Below are 19,810 nucleotides of genomic sequence, written 5' to 3'. Positions count from 1 at the left end.
TATTCCAACCCCCAGGTAGGACAGGAAAACCCGGAACTCTACAGAAGAAACTTCGGTCTTTCTCTCTGGAAAGCAGGTTACGACGGCTGTATGGATTACGCTTACCAGAAATTCTATAACAGCGAGTGGAATGACTTTGATAACTCACGCTACCGTGAGGAAACTTTCACGTATGCTACCAGCAACGGTATTATCGGAACAATCGAGTGGGACGGCTTCCGTGAAGGTGTTGATGACGTGAGATACTTGTCAACCCTCTTAAACAAAATAGACGCACTCAAAAAAGCAGGAAAAGACGTTACTGAAGCCGAGGCTTTCGTCAACAGCATAGACCCTGCAAAAGATATGGATCAGACAAGAAGCCAGATTATAGACGAGATACTGAAGCTCAATGGAACTACAACTACAGGAGTTGAGACCGTAAAATCAACAGCACCGGGAGACTACAAGCTGGATCAGAACTATCCTAATCCTTTCAATCCATCGACAAAGATCAGCTATACCATTCCCCAGAACTCGATGGTAACTCTCAAGGTGTTCGACATACTGGGCAAAGAAGTGGCAACACTGGTCAACGAGCAGAAGGCACCGGGCAGCTATGAGGTAACTTTCGACGGGACAAATCTTACAAGCGGCATGTACGTATATGAACTGAAGACGAACAACTTCGTCCAGAACAGAAAAATGATGCTCGTGAAGTAACACGCTCTGAAAAGTAAGTTAAACAAAAAAAGCCTTAACAGTTAGAACATATCTGTTAAGGCTTTTTCTTTTGTTAAAGAGCCGATTCTTATAAATTAAATCTTATTCTAAGCCAGTCGTATGCGGCATTGATTTCCTTGGTTTTCCTTTCCGCCAGTTCAATTAGTTCCTCTCCCAGGCTTGCCACTTTGTCTGGATGGTATTTTGCCATTTCATCAATGTATCTTTTCCTTATTTCAGACTTGGTTACCTTTCCCCTCAGGCCAAGAATTGCGCCGAAATACCGCGTCTTTTCTTCATCTGTGGAATCAGAAAAACTGAACTGGTATTCTTCCTTTTTATTTCCGGAGGAGTAACTTTCTTCAGAGGAGGCTGTTTTTTCGCTTTTTTCAGACTTTCCCTTCTTTTTGTCATTCCTGCTGTGTTTTTTCCACTTCTCCTTGCTTGAGCCCGCAGCGCTGAAAATGGCGCGGTAGAGTTCGCTTTTTCCCGTCGTTTTATCCAGGTAATCGAGTATAGTGAGATTAAGGTTGTTCCAGTCTGTCAGCCTTAGCTTTTCAGCCGACTGCACGAGGAGCTTATCGGCTGCTACCGGTGCGAGATTAAGCCTTATTTTCTTCAGGCGGTTAGAGTCTGCAACAGGAGTTGCAATCTTAAAAACATGCGTTATCCACTTGTCGTCTGCCGCGTGGAGTATCAGGTTATAAAGGATCAGGTAGTCTGTAATTACACTACCCGCGGGCTGCTTTTCAATGAGTGCATTGGAAAGACAGATGCACTGCAGGCGCCCCGAGGCTGAAAAGATAAATTCATTCAGAGTCTGGTCAATATCCAGATTAAACCACTTAAGGAATACGGTATTTACGGCAGGCGTCCAGAAATGATTCTTGAACTCGATTGCCTGGCGTATATTGTGAGTAAGATAGCTGAATGAGAAATCCGAAAGCCCGCTTTGAACTGAAGCCAGAGCGCTCCAGATCTGGGAATAAACTTCATCGTATATGTCAAAGGCCTCTTCGTATCTGTCCATGCTGAACAGGAGGTCAGCTGCATCTCTTAACTTGGAAATGTCACCCATTTAATAAAGTATTAATTTTGAAAGAATGAATTTAGTAATACTTTAAGAAATAAAAAAGGTCACCTGTAAAATGGTTCATACAGCCTTTATCCTCTCCCAGAGCCTTGAGGCATGATTCCGGGCTTTTTCATAAATCAGGCTTGTCTCGAAAGGGAATTCTCCCGATTCCAGCACAATCTGCCCGTTAATTATCACCGTTTCCACATTGTCTGAGGAAAGCCCGTAGATGAGGTGCCCGGCAAGATTATCTGAGACTACAGGTGTAGGAGAGTCGTAATTAAAAATAACAAGGTCCGCGGTAAAGCCTTGTTCAACCTTGCCGAAATAACTGCCGAAGTACCTTTCCAGAATAAGGTTTCCATTCTGCAGGGCCTGAAGAAGACGGTTTATTGTCAGGGGTGACTTTGCATCCGAGCTTTTGAAGAACCCCATTTTCAGCTCTTCCAGCATATCGGATCCTATGCCGTCAGTGCCCAGTGCGAGGTTATCTATAAGGTTCAGTTTGTCTGAATAACCAACTGAGTTATTCATGTTTGACCGCGGGTTGTGCACAAGAAAAGAGTTATGCTTATTTATTAGTTCCAATTCACTTTTATTAAGGTGCACTCCGTGAGCCAGGATTGCCTTTTCGTTAAGAAGCCCGAAACTCTCAAGGCGTTCGGCTATGTCAAGATCATAATAGCAGTGCGAATACGAAGAGTCAAATCCGTCCTCGGCTGCATGAATGTGAATGCCTCTGTTTGTCCTGCTGACAGCCTCTTGAAGCATCTTTAAGGTTTCATTGCTCAGTGTAAAGAGTGCATGTGCCCCGATTGCGCCCTCAATTAGCCTGCCTTCTTTATCCTGAAGTCCCCCGCAGTCAAGGCTTTCTATAAATTCAACCGACTCTTCCAGGCCTTCTAAAGCCCCGGGCTTTCCGTTTCTGTCTGTAACCTCATAGCACAAAATGCCCCTGAGTCCCGCCTCCATAAAACAGCTCATAAGCGTGGAAAGGGAGCCCTTAATAAATGACGGCGAGGCATTGTGATCAATTACTGCCGTGGTGCCGCATTTTATGGCCTCCAGCGCTCCTGTAATCCCGCTGTAGTATAGCGATTCTTTATCCAGGGCGCCGTCAAGCTTCCACCAGAGGTTTTTAAGTATGCCTGTAAAATCCTTTGATGGCCTGATACCGGCTAAAATGCCTCTTGCCAGCACGGAATAAAAGTGATTGTGCGAGCATACAAGACCGGGGCATACGTATTTCCCGCTGCAGTCAATTACTTTTACGTCCCGGGTTTCCTGCTGTGTGTAGTGCCCTTTTGAGGCTACCTTATTGCCTTTAATCACCACGTCCAGATTGTTCTCCACCTGCGGGGGATAAAGGTTTATTACGTTTGCATTTTTCAGTATTATCATCTCTGATGCCCTCCCGGGAATAGATCCTTCATCGGGCTGCCGGGTATAAGATACCTGTAGTTTTTAATTATCAGCACTATGGTTCTTATGAACCGATGAAATGCCTCATCCTGCAGGTTTTCTTCAAATGAAGTGCAGATTACTTCACCGGATCTGTCCAGCATTATAAGCCCTGTCTCACCTTTATATCTTGCTGCGGCTGAAGCCCCGGGATTTGATAGATCAAGGAAGAACCCGCTGTTCCGGCTTTCATTAAAAGACTTTTCATCATAAAAGAGTGTGAGCTTATCTTTATATGGAGCACCTTCATGGGGACAGAAGGTTTCACAGTTGCCGCAGCTGTTGCAAAGGCTGTCTATGTGAAGTATCTGATACTTATCCCGGAAGAGGCCCGCGTCTTCAGTTAATATCCTGGCATTGGCACGGTTGGGGCATACCTCAGCACATATGCCGCAGAGCAGATTGCAGCTAAGGCATCTGCCGGCTTCCTCCTTGTCGGATTCCGGACTGCCAGTGCTTGTATTTCCTCTGAGCTCTATGATTCCGGATAAATCTGTGTCCCTTCTTGCAGGGTCTTCCAGAGACAGTATCCCTTCTTTTTTAATTATGTATTCCGCCGTTTTCTTTCCGTCAGAAATCGCATTTATTACGCTTGAAGGGCCTCTTAGAGTGTCCCCGCCGGTAAATACATTTTCAAGCCTTGTCTCGTTTGAAGCATTGTTGACGCCCGGGCTATGGGCTTCATCTCCAATTAAATTGTTTCTCCTCAGTATTTCATAGTCCGTATGCTCTCCAATTGCTGAAATGACGCTCTCAGCTTCAATCTCCTCAAAAGAACCCTTTACAGCTTTTATTCCCATGCGCCCGTCAGCCCCGGGCTGTGAGAGTTCCATTACCTGGCATTTGAGAATGTTGCCCTTAAACTCTAAAGGCAGGAGGAGTTCCTTAACTGTTATCCCTTCGCTTAAGGCTGCCTCAAGCTCCTCTTTATCGGCCGGCATGAATTCCATTGTCCTGCGGTAAACAATAATTACTTTTTCAACTCCTTCCACCTTTCTTGCGGCCCTTGCAGAATCCATCGCTGAATTGCCTCCGCCGATTACAGCTATAGTCCTGCCGAGCGGAAGCCTTGTGCCTGCATTAAATGACCTTAAAAACTCAATTGCATTAAAAATCCTTCCGTTTCCTATGATGCCATGCCCGGCTGAGAGGGAAGCTCCTATGGCAACGTATATATATATGAAACCTTCGTCTTTTAATTTCCTGATTGAGAAATTTTCATCCGCGTTGAAAACAAATTTAACTCCGTGCCTTCTTACAAACTCAACGTCTTTATCTATTGCACTTTGCGGAATCCTGAAGTTAGGGATTGCGCACCTTACTGTTCCGCCGGCTTTTGCGCTTGCCTCAAAAACCGTGACCTCAAAGCCTGCCTTCCGGAGGAAATATGCTGCCGAAAGGCCCGCCGGCCCGGCGCCTATTACGGCTGCCTTAATCCCGTTCGGCTTTAACGTTAACTTCCCCCTGGCTTCTTCCAAATACTCTATATACCCTTTTTCAGCGGCAGACTTCTTCAGCTCTCTTATCTGAACGGGTTCATCGTAGAGGCGCCTTTCGCAGTTCAGCATGCAGCTGTGGTCGCAGATATATCCCGTAATGTTAGGAAGAGGATTTTTCCTTACTATGAGCTCAAAAGCCTTGCCGTAGCTGCCTTCTTTAATAATCCTTATGTATTCCGGAATGTCCTGGTTAACCGGGCAGGCCTCAGCGCAGGGTGAGACGAAGCAGTCAAACATTTTTAGTTTTGAGGTAACTTTGGGCGCCCAAACGCTTTTTTTTGATTTGCTGTATTCAGGATTAACTAATGATTCATCTGCCAGCACTTTTAATTTTTTTATATCCAGCACCTCTTTTATGGGAACACTAAGCAGGCTGCTGTCTTCTATTATGTCCGCCATCTGTTTAAGGCGCATGTATCCGCCGGGCTTTAAGAGGTCTGTTACCAGTGTAACAGGATAAATTCCGGCTTCAAGTATTGGTAATACATTTCTGGCTGCTGCTCCTCCCGAAAAGGATATATTTATCCTGCCACAAAACTCATTAGCCAGTATATACGCAAGATTCATTGTAAGGGGGAACAGCGTTCTACCCGACATGTACATCCGGCTTTCATTAAATCTGTGTTTATTGTTATCTACCGGAAGCGTATTGGATAGCTTTATGCCGAAGGTCCTGCCTGAATCTTCTGAAAATGATTTTAAGCTCTTGATTAAGCTTACGGCCTCAGAAAAGCCCAGGTCATGTTCAAAAGAACTTTTATCCAGTGAAAATCTGCGCGATGGGGAATTAAGGATTTCTTCAACTCTTCCGTATCCCAAGAGCGTCGGGTTCATCTTGATAAATGTATTAAGCTCCTTTTCCTTTATGAGGTATTTAGCTATCCTTTTTATTTCGCCCGGAGGGCATCCGTGCATGGTGGAAAGTGTAACCGAGTCAGAGACTTTTGAGGAGATGTTTTCAAAATGGTTTATTATTCTTTCTGTAAGTTTCCACGAGCCGTTATTTTTAATGGAGTCACTGAAAGCCCGGAACGGCCTGCTCTGAGTAAGCAGGAGAACTGTATTTCTGTATTCATCAAAAAGATCGTCTTTAGAGGCATCTTTCAGGCCCTCAATAAATCCGTCCATTTCATCAGACATAATTCCTTCAAGATCATAACCCACGCTCATGTTGAAAATGAACGTTTTCTGTGATATGTCTGAAAATCCGAATGCGGCATTTAGAAAATGAATCAGGAACCAGCCCTTCAGGTATTCCCCGTATGAATCCTTAAGGCATAATTCCTGCGACCACTCCACGTTATAGGCTTCATCCTCGGCATCAATACAGGGCTTCGTCACCTTTATATTGTCCAGCCTCTGAACGGTTTTAAGCTCAAAGAATCTTGCGCCGCAAAGAAAAGCTGCGGCAAGGTTCTGCGACATCTGTGTATGGGGGCCTGCAGCAGGGCCTAGAGGGAGGTCCAGCCTCTGACTGAAAATACTTGCTGAAGAAACATTCCTCTTGTAAAAGAATTTCTCTTCAGGTATTCCGAAAATGGACTTATCATAAACGTATTCGCCCAAAATCCATTCAAGCTGATCCTTCAGGGCAACGGGCTTCATGCATTCGGACATAATCAGGCTCCTTGAAAATATTCAACTAAAGAGCATTTAATGACTGAGAAATAAGCCGGCTGAAATCTTCGGTCAGAACGGAAAGTAATAGACAATATAAAAAGATTTTTTAAAATAAACCCGGCTTAAATTTTCTTCGCCCGGAGAGTTGCTATTAAAGAAAAAACTTATATTTTTCAGGTTACACCTGAAATGATTATCAGTTATTGCGGGTAAAATGATATCAATGGCTTTAATATTTTTAATATAACAGATCATTTTTAGAAAACTTCCTTTAGATAATGCCGGTCAGTATAAAACCATAAAAGGATTATATATGGAACTTGCAAAAAGGATTTTCGAACGCGCCTTAAGATATCAGGAGTATACTGCAGAGAACCTTTCAAAATTAGTGAGATGTAAATCTCTAAGCACAAAGGAAGAATCTGCTGCCCTCGAACTTCAAAGAATGATGACTGAGGCAGGCTTTGACGAAGTTAAAACCGACGGCCTCGGAAACGTTATCGGAAGGATCGGCTCCGGCAGCCATGTACTCGCCTTTGATGCCCATATCGATACGGTTGATACCGGCAGTCTTTCTAACTGGCACTTTGATCCCTTCGGCGGCGAAATTAAAAACGGGTTTGTCCACGGCCGGGGCACAGTCGACCAGAAAGGAGGCGCCGCAGCCTTCGTTACCGCGGGAAGAATCATTAAGGAACTGGGTCTGTCAGAAGGTAAAACAATTTATTTTACGGGTTCGGTTATGGAGGAGGACTGCGACGGTCTGTGCTGGAAATACATAATTGAGGAAGACAAAATAAAACCTGATTTTGTTGTCGTAACTGAACCCACAAACCTCAATATATACCGCGGTCAAAGAGGACGAATGGAAATTGAAATTACTTTCCACGGCCTCTCTTCACACGGAAGCGCCCCGGAAAGGGGAATAAACGCAATCTATATGGGCTCAAGAACAGCCCTTAAAGTTGAATTCCTGAATAAATTCCTTACCGGAGACGGCTTTCTGGGAAAAGGCTCTCTTAGCGTTACTGAGTTTGTCTCATCAAGCCCTTCACTGTGCGCTGTAGCAGACTATAGCAAAATTCACCTGGACAGAAGGCTCACCTGGGGTGAAGACCGTCAGGTGGCACTTAGTGAGATAGAGGAACTCATAATGGATATGAACGCAAAGGCTGAGGTGCTACAGTATAAAGAGAAGGCTTATACGGGCCTGGAATACGGAATGGAAAAATACTACCCGACCTGGAAGCTTGAAGAGGACCACCCTTTGATACAAAAGGGAAAAGAAGTCTTCTGTGAACTCTTTAATTTAGAGCCCACGGTTGACAAGTGGACTTTCTCTACAAACGGCGTCGTTATTAACGGGATCTACGGAATTCCTGTCCTCGGCTTCGGCCCCGGCAATGAGGTAATGGCCCACGCCCCTGATGAAAAGGTCGCGCTTGAGGACCTGTTTAAGGCGTCTGCATTTTATGCTTATCTGCCGGCTAAAGTGTAAGGCATTCATATATGTAAAAGTAATCCGGGAGCAATTATGGTTTCCAATCTTTTCAGAAAGCATTTCCTGAGTGACGATGACTGGACAAGGCAGGAACTTGATACTGCTTTTGAGACCGCATTCGACTTAAAGAAAATGTTCGCCCGCGGCCAGGCACACAGGTTCCTTCAGGATAAAACACTGTTCAACATATTCTTTGAACAATCAACCCGAACGCGCAACTCCATGGAAGCCGGTATGACACAGCTGGGCGGCCACGCACACGACCTTACGGCAGACAAAATGCAGATCTCACACGGAGAGTCGGCAAAGGATACCGCAATCATTCTCTCCCGAATGGGCCACGGAATTGCCTGCCGCAACTGCTTCTACGGGACGGGGAAGAAATACCTTGACGTGATGGCAAGGTACGCAACAGTGCCCGTTATGTCGCTCCAGGATGACGTCTACCACCCCTTCCAGGGACTGGCGGACCTGATGACAATATTCGAACACTTCGGGCGCAATACCAAAGGGCTTAAGGTTGCAGTTTCATGGGCATACGCCGATACACACTCAAAACCCCTTTCTGTTCCGCAGACTCAGGCGCTCCTTTTTCCCAGATACGGAATTAATGTAACCGTGGCGCACCCGGAGGAGTTCCCGCTGAGCAGAAACATTATGGAAAAGGCCTGTAAAAATGCAGAAGCCGGGGGCGGAAGCATCAGGTTTACAAACAATATGGACGAGGCTTTCGAAGGAGCCGATATAGTGATTCCAAAGAACTGGGGCGGCTTCGGGCGCTACAGCGTTGAAGACTATCTCCTTAATGAGGAAGAATGCAAAAAGGAAATGAAGGAAAACCTCATGAAATACAAAAGCTGGATATGCGACGAAAGAAGAATAAAGCTTGCCTCCAAAGGCGTAAAGCTCATGCACGCACTTCCGGCAGACCGCGGGCACGAGGTTACAGATGAAATACTGGATAACCCGGAAATCTCAATCATTTACGACGAGGCCGAAAACCGCCTCCACACCGCCAAAGCCATTATGGCACTGACGATGTAAAAAACATTCATGAGATATGACATAAAATTTATTTGAGTCCATACAATGAAAGACGGCTTTTACTATATCTGCTCACTCTGCGGCAGAACGTACCCCATTTCCAGAGATATTATGCTCTGCTCCCAGTGCCGGGAAGGTGACCTTAAGGGAAAACCCCTAAAAGGCGTCCTGAAGGTTATGCTCCCTGAATATTTGTGGAATTCAAAAAGCCCGGGGGATCAATTCGATATCTTTGACTACCTGCCCGTGGAAAGGGAGTTCTTCCCTGAGTTTCCGGTCGGGAATACACCCCTTGTAAAAGCCCGTAACCTGGAAGACAGACTTGGCGTAAATAACATCTTCCTGAAATTTGACGGCACTAACCCGACGGGGTCATATAAGGACAGGGCATCATACCTCGTCTCGGCACTTGCAAAAAAATGGGGCGAAAATAAAATCGTTATTGCCTCAACCGGCAACGCGGCTTCCTCAATGTCCGGCATTGCAGCCCAGGCAGGGCAGAAGGTATTTGTCTTTATTCCCTCCGGCGCACCAAAGGCCAAGCTCATTCAGTGCCTCCAGTACGGAGCCACACTTATTCCGGTCAAAGGCTCTTACGACGATGCATTTGACCTGTCGCTCGGGTTTTCGGCCATGACGGGCTTCCTGAGCAGAAATACTGCCTATAATCCGATGACGCTAGAGGGGAAGAAAACTGCTGCCTTTGAGATAGTCAGACAGATGCATGGAAGACGCCTCAGCAACGTCTTCCTTCCGGTTGGCGACGGGGTCATTCTTAGCGGCATAATTAAAGGATTTATGGACATGAAATTCCTGGGCCTCATCGAAGAAATCCCCCGTATTATCGGCGTCCAGGCCGAGAAAAGCTCATTTATCTATAAGGCGTTTTGTGAAAATATTTACGATCTGAACTATATTGCTGAGACTGCGGCAGATTCCATATCCGTCAATGTGGCCCGGAATGCCCGGACTGCAGTAAAAGACCTTAAGGACGTAAATGGCAGGATGGTGCTTGTAGGCGACAGCGAAATACTGGATGCGCAGAAAATGGTCTCTGAATCTTCAGGCATATTTGCAGAACCTTCCTCGGCAGCCGCATTCGCGGGATTTATTAAAATGAAAGACGACATCTCTGCGTCGGATAATTCTGTCATACCTCTTACGGGACACGGCCTGAAGGACATTGAAGTTTCCTCAAAAAATCTTAAATTTCCCGGGGTTTTTGAACCCGATTTGAATTACATAATTAAGAATCTTGGATTAATGGAAAGTCTGTTAATATAATGGTTTCCGGAGCTAATAAGAACAAGTTGTCGGGAGTAATACTTGCAGCCGGGTTTTCTTCAAGAATGAATGCCTGGAAAATGGAACTGAATATAAAAGGCCGCCCGCTCCTCTATTATACAATAAGGCCGATGCTGGAAGTTTGCAGTGAGGTAATTATTGTAGGCGGATACAGCATTGAAAAGCTCTCGGAACTGATAGATCAAATCTCGCGCACCCTGGGGCCTGAAAAGGGAAAGATCAGGCTTGTTAAAAATGAGGATTTCCGGAAGGGAATGTTCTCCTCTGTCAAAAAGGGGCTTCAGGAGGTAAATGACATCTGTGACGGCATTTTTATTATGCCGGGGGATATGCCCTTTGTTAGGCTTGATACGTATAAAAAACTTTCAGCTTTACTTTCATCTGAAAATGAAAATGATATACTGTTTCCTACTGCTCTGATAAATACTGAAGATGGAGGCACGCGCTGGAAAAAAGGGCATCCTGTTCTCTTAAGCGGCAGGGTAAAGGACCTGATAATAAAAAACGACAATGATGCCGTTTTCAGGGACGTGCTCAGGCCATTCAGCTTTGAGCTTTGCCCTGTTGAGGACAAGGGGATATGCTTCGATATTGATGACGAAACGGATCTGGAAAAAGCTCTTTCATACCTGGATAACAGCTATAAATATTCTTAAACAATGTTATTCTTACACTAAGGGGGTATCACTATGATCAGCCTTGAAGTAAATGAAAAGGCCCGCAGGAATAATATTCAAAGGTGCAGGGAAAGAAATATTATTATCCCTTCATTTCTTCAGATGAAAAACCCTGAGGCTGTTCCTGAAAAGGTCAAAGAGTCTCTTAAGCAAACCGCGATGAAGGATATAAATCCCCTTAACCTTTTCCGCATCACGTGGAAAAATGAACCCAAGGAAAAAGGGGGACTTTTCTCAGGCGTAAATTTCCTGGAGTTCCCAGAGGAGTTTACAGGCGTTAAGGCCAGAATTATAGCCCTTGTAGGCAAGTGGTTCCCAATAGGCGCCCATAAGGTGGGGGCAGCATTCGGATGCCTCGTGCCGCAGCTCGTAACGGGTAACTTCGACTCCACATGGCAGAAAGCCGTATGGCCGTCCACCGGAAATTACTGCCGCGGAGGAGCCTTTAACTCCGCCCTCCTTGGCTGCCAGTCCATTGCAATTCTGCCCGAAGGAATGAGCATTGAACGCTTTAACTGGCTTAAAAACCTCTCAGGAGAGGTTATTGCAACCCCGGGAAGTGAAAGCAACGTTAAGGAGATTTTCGATAAATGTAAGGAGATTAAAAAAGAAAGGCCCGAGGCCGTTATATTTAACCAGTTTGACGAGCCGGGCAACTACCTCTGGCATTATGAGGTTACGGGCAGCGCAATTTCCGAACTTTACGGGCTCCTGAAGAAAAAAAACAGCAGGCTTAATATTGCGGCTTTTGTCTCCTCAACTGGCTCTGCCGGAACAATTGCCGCTGGCGACTGCCTGAAGGATATGTACCCTTCGGTTAAAATTGCGGCAACGGAAGCACTCCAGTGCCCCACACTCATGATGAACGGCTTCGGAAGCCACAGGATCGAGGGAATAGGGGATAAACACGTCCCCTGGATTCATAACGTGCGCAATACGGACCTTGTAGTGGATGTTGATGATAATGCCTGCATAAGCCTCTTCAGGCTCTTTAACGAGCCCCTGGGGCGCGAATTCATGATCAGAGAGGGAATCCCTGCAGATCTCGTCCTGAAGCTTAAACTCGCGGGTATTTCGGGCGTTGCAAACCTCATTTCGGCTGTCAAAGTAGCCCGGTACTATGAACTTTCAGAAAACGATATTATTTTTACTGTCCTGACGGATTCATCTGATCTCTATAATTCCAGAATCCGTGAGCTAAGAGCTTCAGACGGGGAGTTTACGCTGAGAGAGGCCTCAAGGGCATTCGACACATACTTAACACCCTCGGCGGACATTTCATACGTTAAGGAGCTTAATTATTACGACAGGAAAAAAATCCATAACTTGAAGTATTTTACCTGGGTCGAGCAGCAGAATAAGAGTCTCCATGAACTTAACCTTCAGTGGAACGACCCGGAATACTGGAACAGTATTAAAAGACAGGCGGGTGAAATTGACCGCCTGATTGAAGATTTTAACAAAGAGGTTTCATGCATATGATAGAGGTTTTAGAAGAGCTTCAGAAAAGAGTAAAAGATAATAAAGCGTCGGTTCTTGTTACAATTATCAGCTCACGCGGAAGTTCTCCCGGAAAGCCGGGCTTTAAGATGCTGATAGGCGAAGAGGGGAGAATTAAGGGTACTATCGGAGGCGGGGGACCGGAGTTCTACGCAATTAAAAGGGGCAGGGAGCTCATGGCCCTGAGAATAAACTTTGTAACTGAAACCCTCGTCTTAAGAGAGTCCGCGTCAGAAGGCGGCAATACAAACCTCAGGGAAGACGGGAAAATCGAGATTCCCTCGCTCTGCGGGGGCGAGGTTACGCTCTTCTATGAAGTCTTCAACCCTGCAAATCTGCTCTACATTTTCGGCGCAGGGCACGTGGGGCAGGCTGTAGCCCGTATGGGTAAATTATTAAACTATAACGTCATTATGCTCGATAACAGGGAGGACATTTTAGGTGAGGTTCCCCCTACCTGTTACAATGAAAAGCATTATACCGATTTCCCGAAACTGCCGTCTGAGGCAAATGCTCCTTTTGACGTTAATACGCAAGGCTTTGCACTGATCGTTACACATAACCATTTAAATGACATGAATGTTCTTCATTACCTTTATAGGAATTATCCCGGTATGAAATATATCGGACTCATCGGCTCAGTACGTAAGGTGAAGGAGGCCGTGGCGTTTGTAAACAAGGAACTTGGCGGCGGCGTTGACTTCAGGAACCTTTATGCACCGGTGGGCCTCGACCTTGGGGGCAATACCCCGGATGAAATTGCACTGAGCATTTTGTCCGAAATTCAGGCCCTTAAACATGGTAAAGAGGTAAATCACCTGAGGCTGGATTACGGTAAATTTTTATAATTAATTGTTATAAAATTTCGGGAAAATTATATAATTTAACGGAACAAAATCTATTTACTAAACGTCTTAATTACTGATAAAAGGGAATAATGAGGCAGTCTGTTATCCCGGATTTTGTGCCGAAAGTAAATATTTAAGTGGTTCTTAAATTATTATTACTTATATAGACTTAGGAGCAGCTATTCCTGCGTTTTTCAGTTCTCCGGTTGCTTTTAGCGAATTTCATTTGTCTCCTTAAGCCAATTTTCTGCAAAATCCGGAATCAACAGATCCTCTGTGTCTTACAAATTAAACAAATTAATTGGAGTTATTATGAGGATCCAGCGTTTTTTACTCGTATTTGTTTCTGTTCTATGTCTTTCTTTTACACTGACAGCAGCTCAGCCGGGAGAAGATGAAGTTAAGCAGGCAGTAACAAGTTATGAAAAAGCTATTGATACCAAAAATGTTTCTAACCTCCAGCAGCTTCTGGCTACAAACGCCTCAATCACAACACTCAATAAGATCAACAACAACTTTGCCCAGTATGCAGCATCTGATTATATCAGCTCTGTAAAGTCCGGCAAGATCGGCGGATGGGAAAGAAACCTGACAATCAATTCAGTTGATGTAAACGAAAACCTTGCTATTGCTAAGGTTGAACTTACTGACGCAAGATTAAAACAGGTTGAATATGTTACACTTATGAAGGTTAACGGCAGCTGGAAGATCGTAAATTCAGCTCTTACGGTTGAAAAGAAGTAAGCTCTGACAAGATTTCAATAAAAAATCCCGGCCCCAAAAAAGCCGGGATTTTTTTCTTCCTCACTTTTTAATTTTTACTTTTTAATTTTTAATTGTCCAAATACTTCCCGTATCCCTTCTTTCCCGTTATGCCTGCATTGCTGCCGTAGATAATTCTGCCTCTTAATATTGTAAGCATAACTTTTCCCTTAAAGGTCTCGCCAAAAAACGGAGAGGTTTCACCCTTTGAAAGAAGGTCCTCTTTCCTGAATGTCCACTCTTCACTTTTGTCAATGAGCGTCAGGTCTGCATCCGAACCCTTAAGTATGCACCCCTTCTTGGGGTAGAGCCCGAACCTTAAGGCCGCATTTTTTGAAGTAACCTCAATAAACCTTTTCAGGTCTATGCGCCCTTTTATGAAACCTTCTGAAAATATGGATGGAATAAGTGTCTGTGTGCCCGGAATCCCCCCGTAGTCCATTTGAAAAGAGCCCGAGCTTTTTTCCTTCAGGCTTGCCGGGGCATGATCTGAGGAAACAAAAGAGCACTTCCCGTCCTTCAGGTACTGCCAGAGGCATTCTTTGTCAATCTTATCCTTTACGCCCGGCATGGTCTTTAAGCTTGAGCCTTTGGTTTCATAATCCCTGTAAGTAAAAAAGAGGTAGTGAGGGCACGTCTCATAAGTTATGTCAAGCTTGTCCTTTACCTCATTTATGATCCTGGCCGCAGCCTGCGAACCTACGTGCACAACGTGGAGGCTTCCCTGAACGGCCCTTGTTATTTCAACGGCATTGGCAACGGCAAGTATTTCGGCCATTGCGGGCCTCGACATGTAGTACCTCATGTAGTCGTCGGGCCTGTCCTTTAATACGCCTTCCATCTCTTTAATCAGTTCATAATCTTCCGCGTGCAGAAGTACAGGAAGCGCCAGTTCCTTTGCCTTTTGCATTATCTTAAAGAACTGGTATTTCGTTACCCTGGGATACGTCTGCATCCCCGAGGTAAAGTATGCCTTAAAGCCTTTTACGCCGCGCTCTTTAAGCTCGCACATCGATCTGCCGCAGCTTTCAAAGCTAGACGCGTCCACGCCGCCATTAAATGCATAATCCACGCACGATTCTGTCCTCACGGCCTCCATCTTCAGATCGAAATTATGCACGTTTGTAACCGGCGGAAGTGACGTGCATGGCATGTCAATTACAGTGGTTATCCCACCGGCTGCGGCAGACATGCTGCCGTGGTGGAAATCTTCTCTTTCTGTAAATCCCGGGGTGTCAAAGTGCACGTGAGGATCAATCCCTCCCGGAACTGCAATTATCCCTTCGGCATCAATGATGGACCGTTCCGGCCGATTATTGATCTTCCTTATATCCTCCTCCGTAAGGTCCTTCAGCCTGTAGACTTCTGCACCCGGCATCATGCGCGAGATGTCTTCTTCATAGCCCGTAATCTTATCGGTAAAAAGAATATCAACAACTCTTTCACTTTGCGTGATTTCGTCGTATATGAGGCAGTTCTTTAATATCATAATTACTCCGGCTTTAACAGGCAAGTTAATTATTAGAAATTCAGTTTTCAAGTGCCTCCAGGACCCTTTCAGGCGTAAATGGCGCCCTGAAAAGTCTTCTGCCTGTGGCGTTATAAAAAGCATTTGCAACCGAGGGAAGCGCCCCGTTAATGTTAATCTCGGAAACTGACTTTGCACCAAAGGGCCCCGTCTCCTCGTATGAGTTTACAAGAAATACTTCAATAGAAGGGATGTCGGAGGCCGTCATTACGCCGTACTTTCCGAAGGTATCATTTAAGAGCTTACCTTTTTCGGAAAAATAATAATCTTCAAAAAGCGCGTATGCAAGGCCGCTTACTATTGCTCCCTCTGCCTGCCCCTCGGCAAGCGTGGGGTTAATAGGTATCCCGCAGTCCACAGCGGCAACATACTTCAGAACGCGGATTATTCCCGTTAATGTGTCAACCTCAATTTCCGCAAAATGCGCCGCAAATGGGGGAGGCGACTTGGGCGAGGTATGTGAGGCTGCAGCCTGTATCTGGTACTGGTTTTTTCCGTAGTAGCTGTAGCGGCATATTTCTTCAAAAGTGGCTTTGTATAAACCGTCTTTTGAGACAACCGAGCTGTCGCTTATAATAGCGTTATCCTCTTCAATGTTTAATATCTCGGCTCCGGTTTTTAAGATCTGCCTTCGGATTTCTTCGGCGCATTTTTTTACCGCCTGCCCTGAAAGATAGGTCGTTGAGGATGCATAAGCCCCTTTATCAAAAGGCGTAAAGTCCGTGTCGGATGAAGTAACAATAATCTTGCTTATCGGGGTATCCAGCACCTCGCATGCTATCTGGGAGAGAATAGTGTCAGAGCCCGTTCCAAGATCCGTTGCCCCAACCAGGAGGTTAAAAGACCCGTCGTCATTCATTTTCATATAGGCTGATGCCATATCAACTTCGGGTATGGCACTTCCCTGCATCATGACGCTCATCCCTATTCCTCTTTTGAAACGCCCCTGGTTAAAATCTTTCGAGTAGAGCTTCTTTTTTTCATACCAGTGGGATTCCTTTACCCCGATTGAGATGCATTCATCCAGTGATGATGACCCGACTGTCATTGCAACGCCTTCTTTTCCTTCTCCCAGCGCCTGGAATATTGGGGAAGTCTCGCCCGGCTTTATGGTCCACTTTTTATAAAATTCAATTATGTCGGTCTTTGTATCCTCACAGATCATGTCTACTATCTGTCCCAGGCCGAAATAAGCCTCAGTCGCCCCGTAGCCCCTGTAGGCCCCTCCGCAGGGAAGGTTTGTATAGACCCCTTTTCCCGTAAACTTCAGGTGTTCAATCTTGTTCAAAAGGGGGAGCGTCTTGCTTCCGGCGTTTGACAGTACTGTAAGTGCATGTGATCCGTAGGCACCTGAGTTTTCCAGTGCATCAAGGTGAAGCGCATTTATCCTGCCATCCAGGTCGTAGCCAGCCTTAAAAATTGTCCTGTACTGGTGGCGTGTGCGTGTGGACTTGAAGACTTCACGCCTTGAATATGTGATTTTTGCCGGGCGCTTAGTCCTCCATGTAATTAAGGCCGCAATCGGTTCAAGCAGAACTTCCTGCTTACCCCCGAAGCCTCCACCTATCCTGGGCTTTATTACCCTTATTTTTGCTATCGGGATACCGCAGACCGAAGAGACAATCCTCCTTACATGAAAAGGCACCTGTGTGGTGGAGCGGATTATAAGGCGCCCGCGAGTGTCCAGATAAGTTACCGCCGCGTGCGGCTCCAGAGCGCAGTGCGAGGCGTAAGGCGTGTAGAACGCGGCCTCAAGCTTTCTGGCCGAGGCTTCATACGCTTTCTCAAAGTCCCCGGCTTCGGCTTCCACCTTTGCCGCCACATTTTCAGAAGCATTATAGTAAACGGGAATTTTTGCGTGTGAGCCGTCACCGTCATGAATTACCACGCCTGAAAATTCAGATTGCTCAAAATCTGTCAGGGCCTCCAGAACCCCGTATTTTACTTTTATTTTGCCAAGTGCCTTTTCTGCAATTTCCTTTGTCTCTGCCGCAACGGCGCACACGTTGTCTCCATTAAAACGCATGACGTCATTAAAAAGGCACGTGTCGTAAGGCGACGGCTCGGGGTAACCCTGTCCTGCCGTAGTATAAAGAATTCCGCCTGCATTCTTGTACGAAAGAACTTCAATAACCCCATCCATTTTGCGTGCTTCACTGTCGTCAAGCTCTTCAATTTTGGCGTGGGCATACCCGGAGTGCAGAATGGCTACATAAAGCATATCCTTATACTTAAAGTCGTCGGTATATTTTTCCTCACCCGTAACAAGTGCCATTCCGTCAACTTTTTCTGCCGCCTGGTTTACATATCTGAACATACTGCCTCCGGAGTTTTGGCCTCAGCCGATAGCGTTGCCGCCTTCTCAACGGCTTCCACAATTTTAACGTATCCCGTACAGCGGCACAAGTTTCCGTCAAGGCCGCGCTTTATGTCCTCTTTTGTGGGCTTGTTATCTGTCTCCTTCAGAATGCTGTATGAGGCTATTATCATACCGGGAGAACAGAAGCCGCACTGGTCGGCCCCTGCCTCAACAAAAGCCTTCTGTATCAGGTGTGGGAGGTGAATTGTGCCGATCCCTTTTACGGTTTTGATCTTTTTATCCCTTACGCTCATCGCCAGCACCTGGCATGAGTTTACCGGCTTGTCGTTGAGCAAAACCAGGCAGGCGCCGCATTCGCCCTCGTTGCAGCCGCATTTAACCTCGGTGTAGTCGTTATTTCTTAAGACACTTAAAAGCGTTTCATTGGGCTTTAATTCCAGGTCAATTACGCGGGAGTTTATGTTAAATGGAATTTTCATTTTGCACCTCCTTTAATTCATTAAGAAGATCCATAAAGCAAATGCGCGCTGCATGATCCTTATAGCCAGCGCTGAACCTGTAGTCTTTTGTAAAGCCGGGAGCGATCTGTTTGATTATGCTTTCAACCGGCATGTCGTTTAGCGCATGTCCAATTAACATCTTCTCAGCCTTCAGGAACCTCTTAAACCTTCCTCTTACACCCGTAATTACAAGACGGGCATCTTCTATAATACCTCCTTTAACATTTAGGCCTGCTGCAACTGTAAATAAGGGGTATTCAAACCTTAGTACTGAAAATTTCTTTACTCCTGAGACCAGGTTGGCCTCCTCGTCAATGATGACGTGCTTTATAAGGTGGCGCGTCTTTATTATGCCTGAAGTGACGTATTCTTCTAATGTATATATCTCGGGCTTTTTTCTAAGGATTTCAACTCTTGCCTTCAGGGCAATTAATGGTGCATAAAGGCTCGACCATATTGGGAAATCCTTCAGAGAGCCCCCGAGTGTAATCCTGTTTCTTAAAGGCGTTGAGGCTGCCTGTGAAAGGGCTTCTCCAAGAAGCGTGAGCCTGCCACCGGCTTTTGAGTATTTTACTATGTCGGAGAATGTTGCACCAGAACCGATATAGTGTGAGTTGTCGATAAAGTTAATGTAATTAAGCCCAAGTGCTCCTGTGTCAACAAGCCTCTTTACCGTTGCGGGGCATGTCTTAAGTATTCTTGTTCCTCCTCCGTGGAGAACTGTTCCGGGGCGCCTTATCAACTGCGCCGCCTTTTCGGCTGAAGAGGGGAATTCCCATTCTAAATTTTCCGGCAGCATACTCTTTGCCTTTTATAATTTGTGAATAATTTTTATTTCAGCTTGCTTAAAAGCTTCCTTGAAGCCTCATTGCCTTTTTTCATCAGATACTCTTCGTCTTCTCCTACAAGCCATCCGTTTTCAACAACAACTCTCCCGTTTACAATTGTGTATTTTGCCTCGTGGCTGATGCCCGAGAAAATTAGCGCGGCCAGAGGATCCGAGAGGCTGCCCGTATATTCAAGCTTGTTCAAATTAAATACTGCCAGGTCAGCAAGATACCCTTCTTTAATTTTTCCGGTGTTCGGGAAGTTAAGCATTTGGGCGCCGTTTACGGTTGCCATCTTAAATACATCCCGGCTTGTAAGTGCATCAGCCCCATACTTTACTCTTTGCAGAAGCAGGGCATTCCTAAGCTCGCCCAGCATGTCAGAAGTATCGTTTGAAGCCGAGCCGTCAACGGCAAGCCCCACATTTATCCCGAGCCTTAGCATGTCTTTAATTCTTGCCACACCGGAGCCAAGCCTCATATTTGAAGAAGGGCAGTGCGCAATTGAAGTCTTTGTGCGGGCAAGCGTTTCCAATTCCGTGTCATTAAAGTAAACCCCGTGCGCAAAGAAAACGTCCTCGCCTAAGAAGTCCACCTCTTCCATTACGGCAAGCGGGTTTTTCCCGAACATATCGTTGCAG

The 19,810-nt window shown here is 45.7% G+C and carries 16 protein-coding genes; 8 read left to right on the top strand and 8 right to left on the bottom strand.

Features of this window, described 5'->3' with window-relative positions; translation table 11 throughout:
- A partial coding sequence (locus HF312_09330) for a T9SS type A sorting domain-containing protein (protein ID MCU7520403.1) occupies nt 1–702 on the top strand: 702 nt, incomplete at its 5' end.
- An 88-nt stretch (nt 703–790) separates the two neighbouring features.
- Here the strand turns inward: HF312_09330 and HF312_09325 are convergent.
- The 3 genes from HF312_09325 to ygfK form a co-directional block, all read right to left on the bottom strand.
- Entirely contained in the window at nt 791–1,780 is a 990-nt protein-coding gene (locus HF312_09325; protein ID MCU7520402.1) for a DnaJ domain-containing protein, read from the bottom strand.
- A 75-nt stretch (nt 1,781–1,855) separates the two neighbouring features.
- Nucleotides 1,856–3,178 carry a putative aminohydrolase SsnA gene (ssnA, locus tag HF312_09320; GenBank protein MCU7520401.1) on the bottom strand — a complete coding sequence of 441 codons (1,323 nt, stop codon included), beginning with the start codon at nt 3,176–3,178 and terminating at the stop codon, nt 1,856–1,858.
- Nucleotides 3,175–6,354 carry a putative selenate reductase subunit YgfK gene (gene ygfK / locus HF312_09315; protein MCU7520400.1) on the bottom strand — a complete coding sequence of 1,060 codons (3,180 nt, stop codon included), beginning with the start codon at nt 6,352–6,354 and terminating at the stop codon, nt 3,175–3,177. The genes ssnA and ygfK overlap by 4 nt, the downstream gene beginning before the upstream one ends.
- Before the next feature lie 316 nt (nt 6,355–6,670).
- Between ygfK and HF312_09310 the strand changes: the two genes are divergently transcribed.
- The 7 genes from HF312_09310 (at nt 6,671) to HF312_09280 (ending at nt 13,976) form a co-directional block, all read left to right on the top strand.
- Nucleotides 6,671–7,855: a YgeY family selenium metabolism-linked hydrolase gene (locus tag HF312_09310; GenBank protein ID MCU7520399.1), complete on the top strand. Its 1,185-nt coding sequence runs from the start codon at nt 6,671–6,673 to the stop codon at nt 7,853–7,855.
- Nucleotides 7,856–7,891: 36 nt separating this feature from the next.
- Nucleotides 7,892–8,902 (top strand): ornithine carbamoyltransferase, encoded by a 1,011-nt coding sequence (locus HF312_09305; GenBank protein MCU7520398.1) that lies wholly within the window; start codon nt 7,892–7,894, stop codon nt 8,900–8,902.
- Between the two features lie 45 nt (nt 8,903–8,947).
- Nucleotides 8,948–10,186, top strand: a complete 1,239-nt coding sequence (gene thrC, locus HF312_09300) for a threonine synthase (protein MCU7520397.1) — start codon at nt 8,948–8,950, stop codon at nt 10,184–10,186.
- On the top strand, nt 10,186–10,863 hold the full coding sequence (locus HF312_09295; protein ID MCU7520396.1) for a nucleotidyltransferase family protein: 678 nt from the start codon (nt 10,186–10,188) through the stop codon (nt 10,861–10,863). Before thrC ends, HF312_09295 begins: the two co-directional genes overlap by 1 nt.
- Nucleotides 10,864–10,896: 33 nt before the next feature.
- The gene (locus HF312_09290) at nt 10,897–12,366 is read left to right on the top strand and encodes a pyridoxal-phosphate dependent enzyme (GenBank protein MCU7520395.1); all 1,470 of its coding nucleotides are present in this window, start codon (nt 10,897–10,899) and stop codon (nt 12,364–12,366) included.
- Nucleotides 12,363–13,232 (top strand): XdhC family protein, encoded by an 870-nt coding sequence (locus tag HF312_09285; protein MCU7520394.1) that lies wholly within the window; start codon nt 12,363–12,365, stop codon nt 13,230–13,232. Before HF312_09290 ends, HF312_09285 begins: the two co-directional genes overlap by 4 nt.
- Nucleotides 13,233–13,544: 312 nt before the next feature.
- Nucleotides 13,545–13,976, top strand: a complete 432-nt coding sequence (locus HF312_09280) for a nuclear transport factor 2 family protein (protein ID MCU7520393.1) — start codon at nt 13,545–13,547, stop codon at nt 13,974–13,976.
- 88 nt (nt 13,977–14,064) lie between these two features.
- On the opposite strand, the gene HF312_09275 is transcribed toward HF312_09280, so the two are convergent.
- The 5 genes from HF312_09275 to HF312_09255 form a co-directional block, all read right to left on the bottom strand.
- On the bottom strand, nt 14,065–15,483 hold the full coding sequence (locus HF312_09275) for an amidohydrolase family protein (GenBank protein ID MCU7520392.1): 1,419 nt from the start codon (nt 15,481–15,483) through the stop codon (nt 14,065–14,067).
- A 40-nt stretch (nt 15,484–15,523) separates the two neighbouring features.
- Nucleotides 15,524–17,839, bottom strand: a complete 2,316-nt coding sequence (locus tag HF312_09270) for a molybdopterin-dependent oxidoreductase (GenBank protein MCU7520391.1) — start codon at nt 17,837–17,839, stop codon at nt 15,524–15,526.
- Nucleotides 17,824–18,321, bottom strand: a complete 498-nt coding sequence (locus HF312_09265; GenBank protein MCU7520390.1) for a (2Fe-2S)-binding protein — start codon at nt 18,319–18,321, stop codon at nt 17,824–17,826. Before HF312_09265 ends, HF312_09270 begins: the two co-directional genes overlap by 16 nt.
- Nucleotides 18,305–19,141, bottom strand: a complete 837-nt coding sequence (locus HF312_09260; protein ID MCU7520389.1) for a hypothetical protein — start codon at nt 19,139–19,141, stop codon at nt 18,305–18,307. The genes HF312_09265 and HF312_09260 overlap by 17 nt, the downstream gene beginning before the upstream one ends.
- 32 nt (nt 19,142–19,173) lie before the next feature.
- Nucleotides 19,174–19,810 (bottom strand): amidohydrolase family protein (locus HF312_09255; GenBank protein MCU7520388.1); only part of this gene is annotated, 637 nt, incomplete at its 5' end.

This window comes from Ignavibacteria bacterium, assembly GCA_025612375.1.
Lineage (GTDB): Bacteria > Bacteroidota > Ignavibacteria > Ignavibacteriales > SURF-24 > JAAXKN01.
The sequence above is the reverse complement of the archived record's forward strand: the minus strand, read 5'-3'. Positions and strand labels throughout refer to the sequence as shown.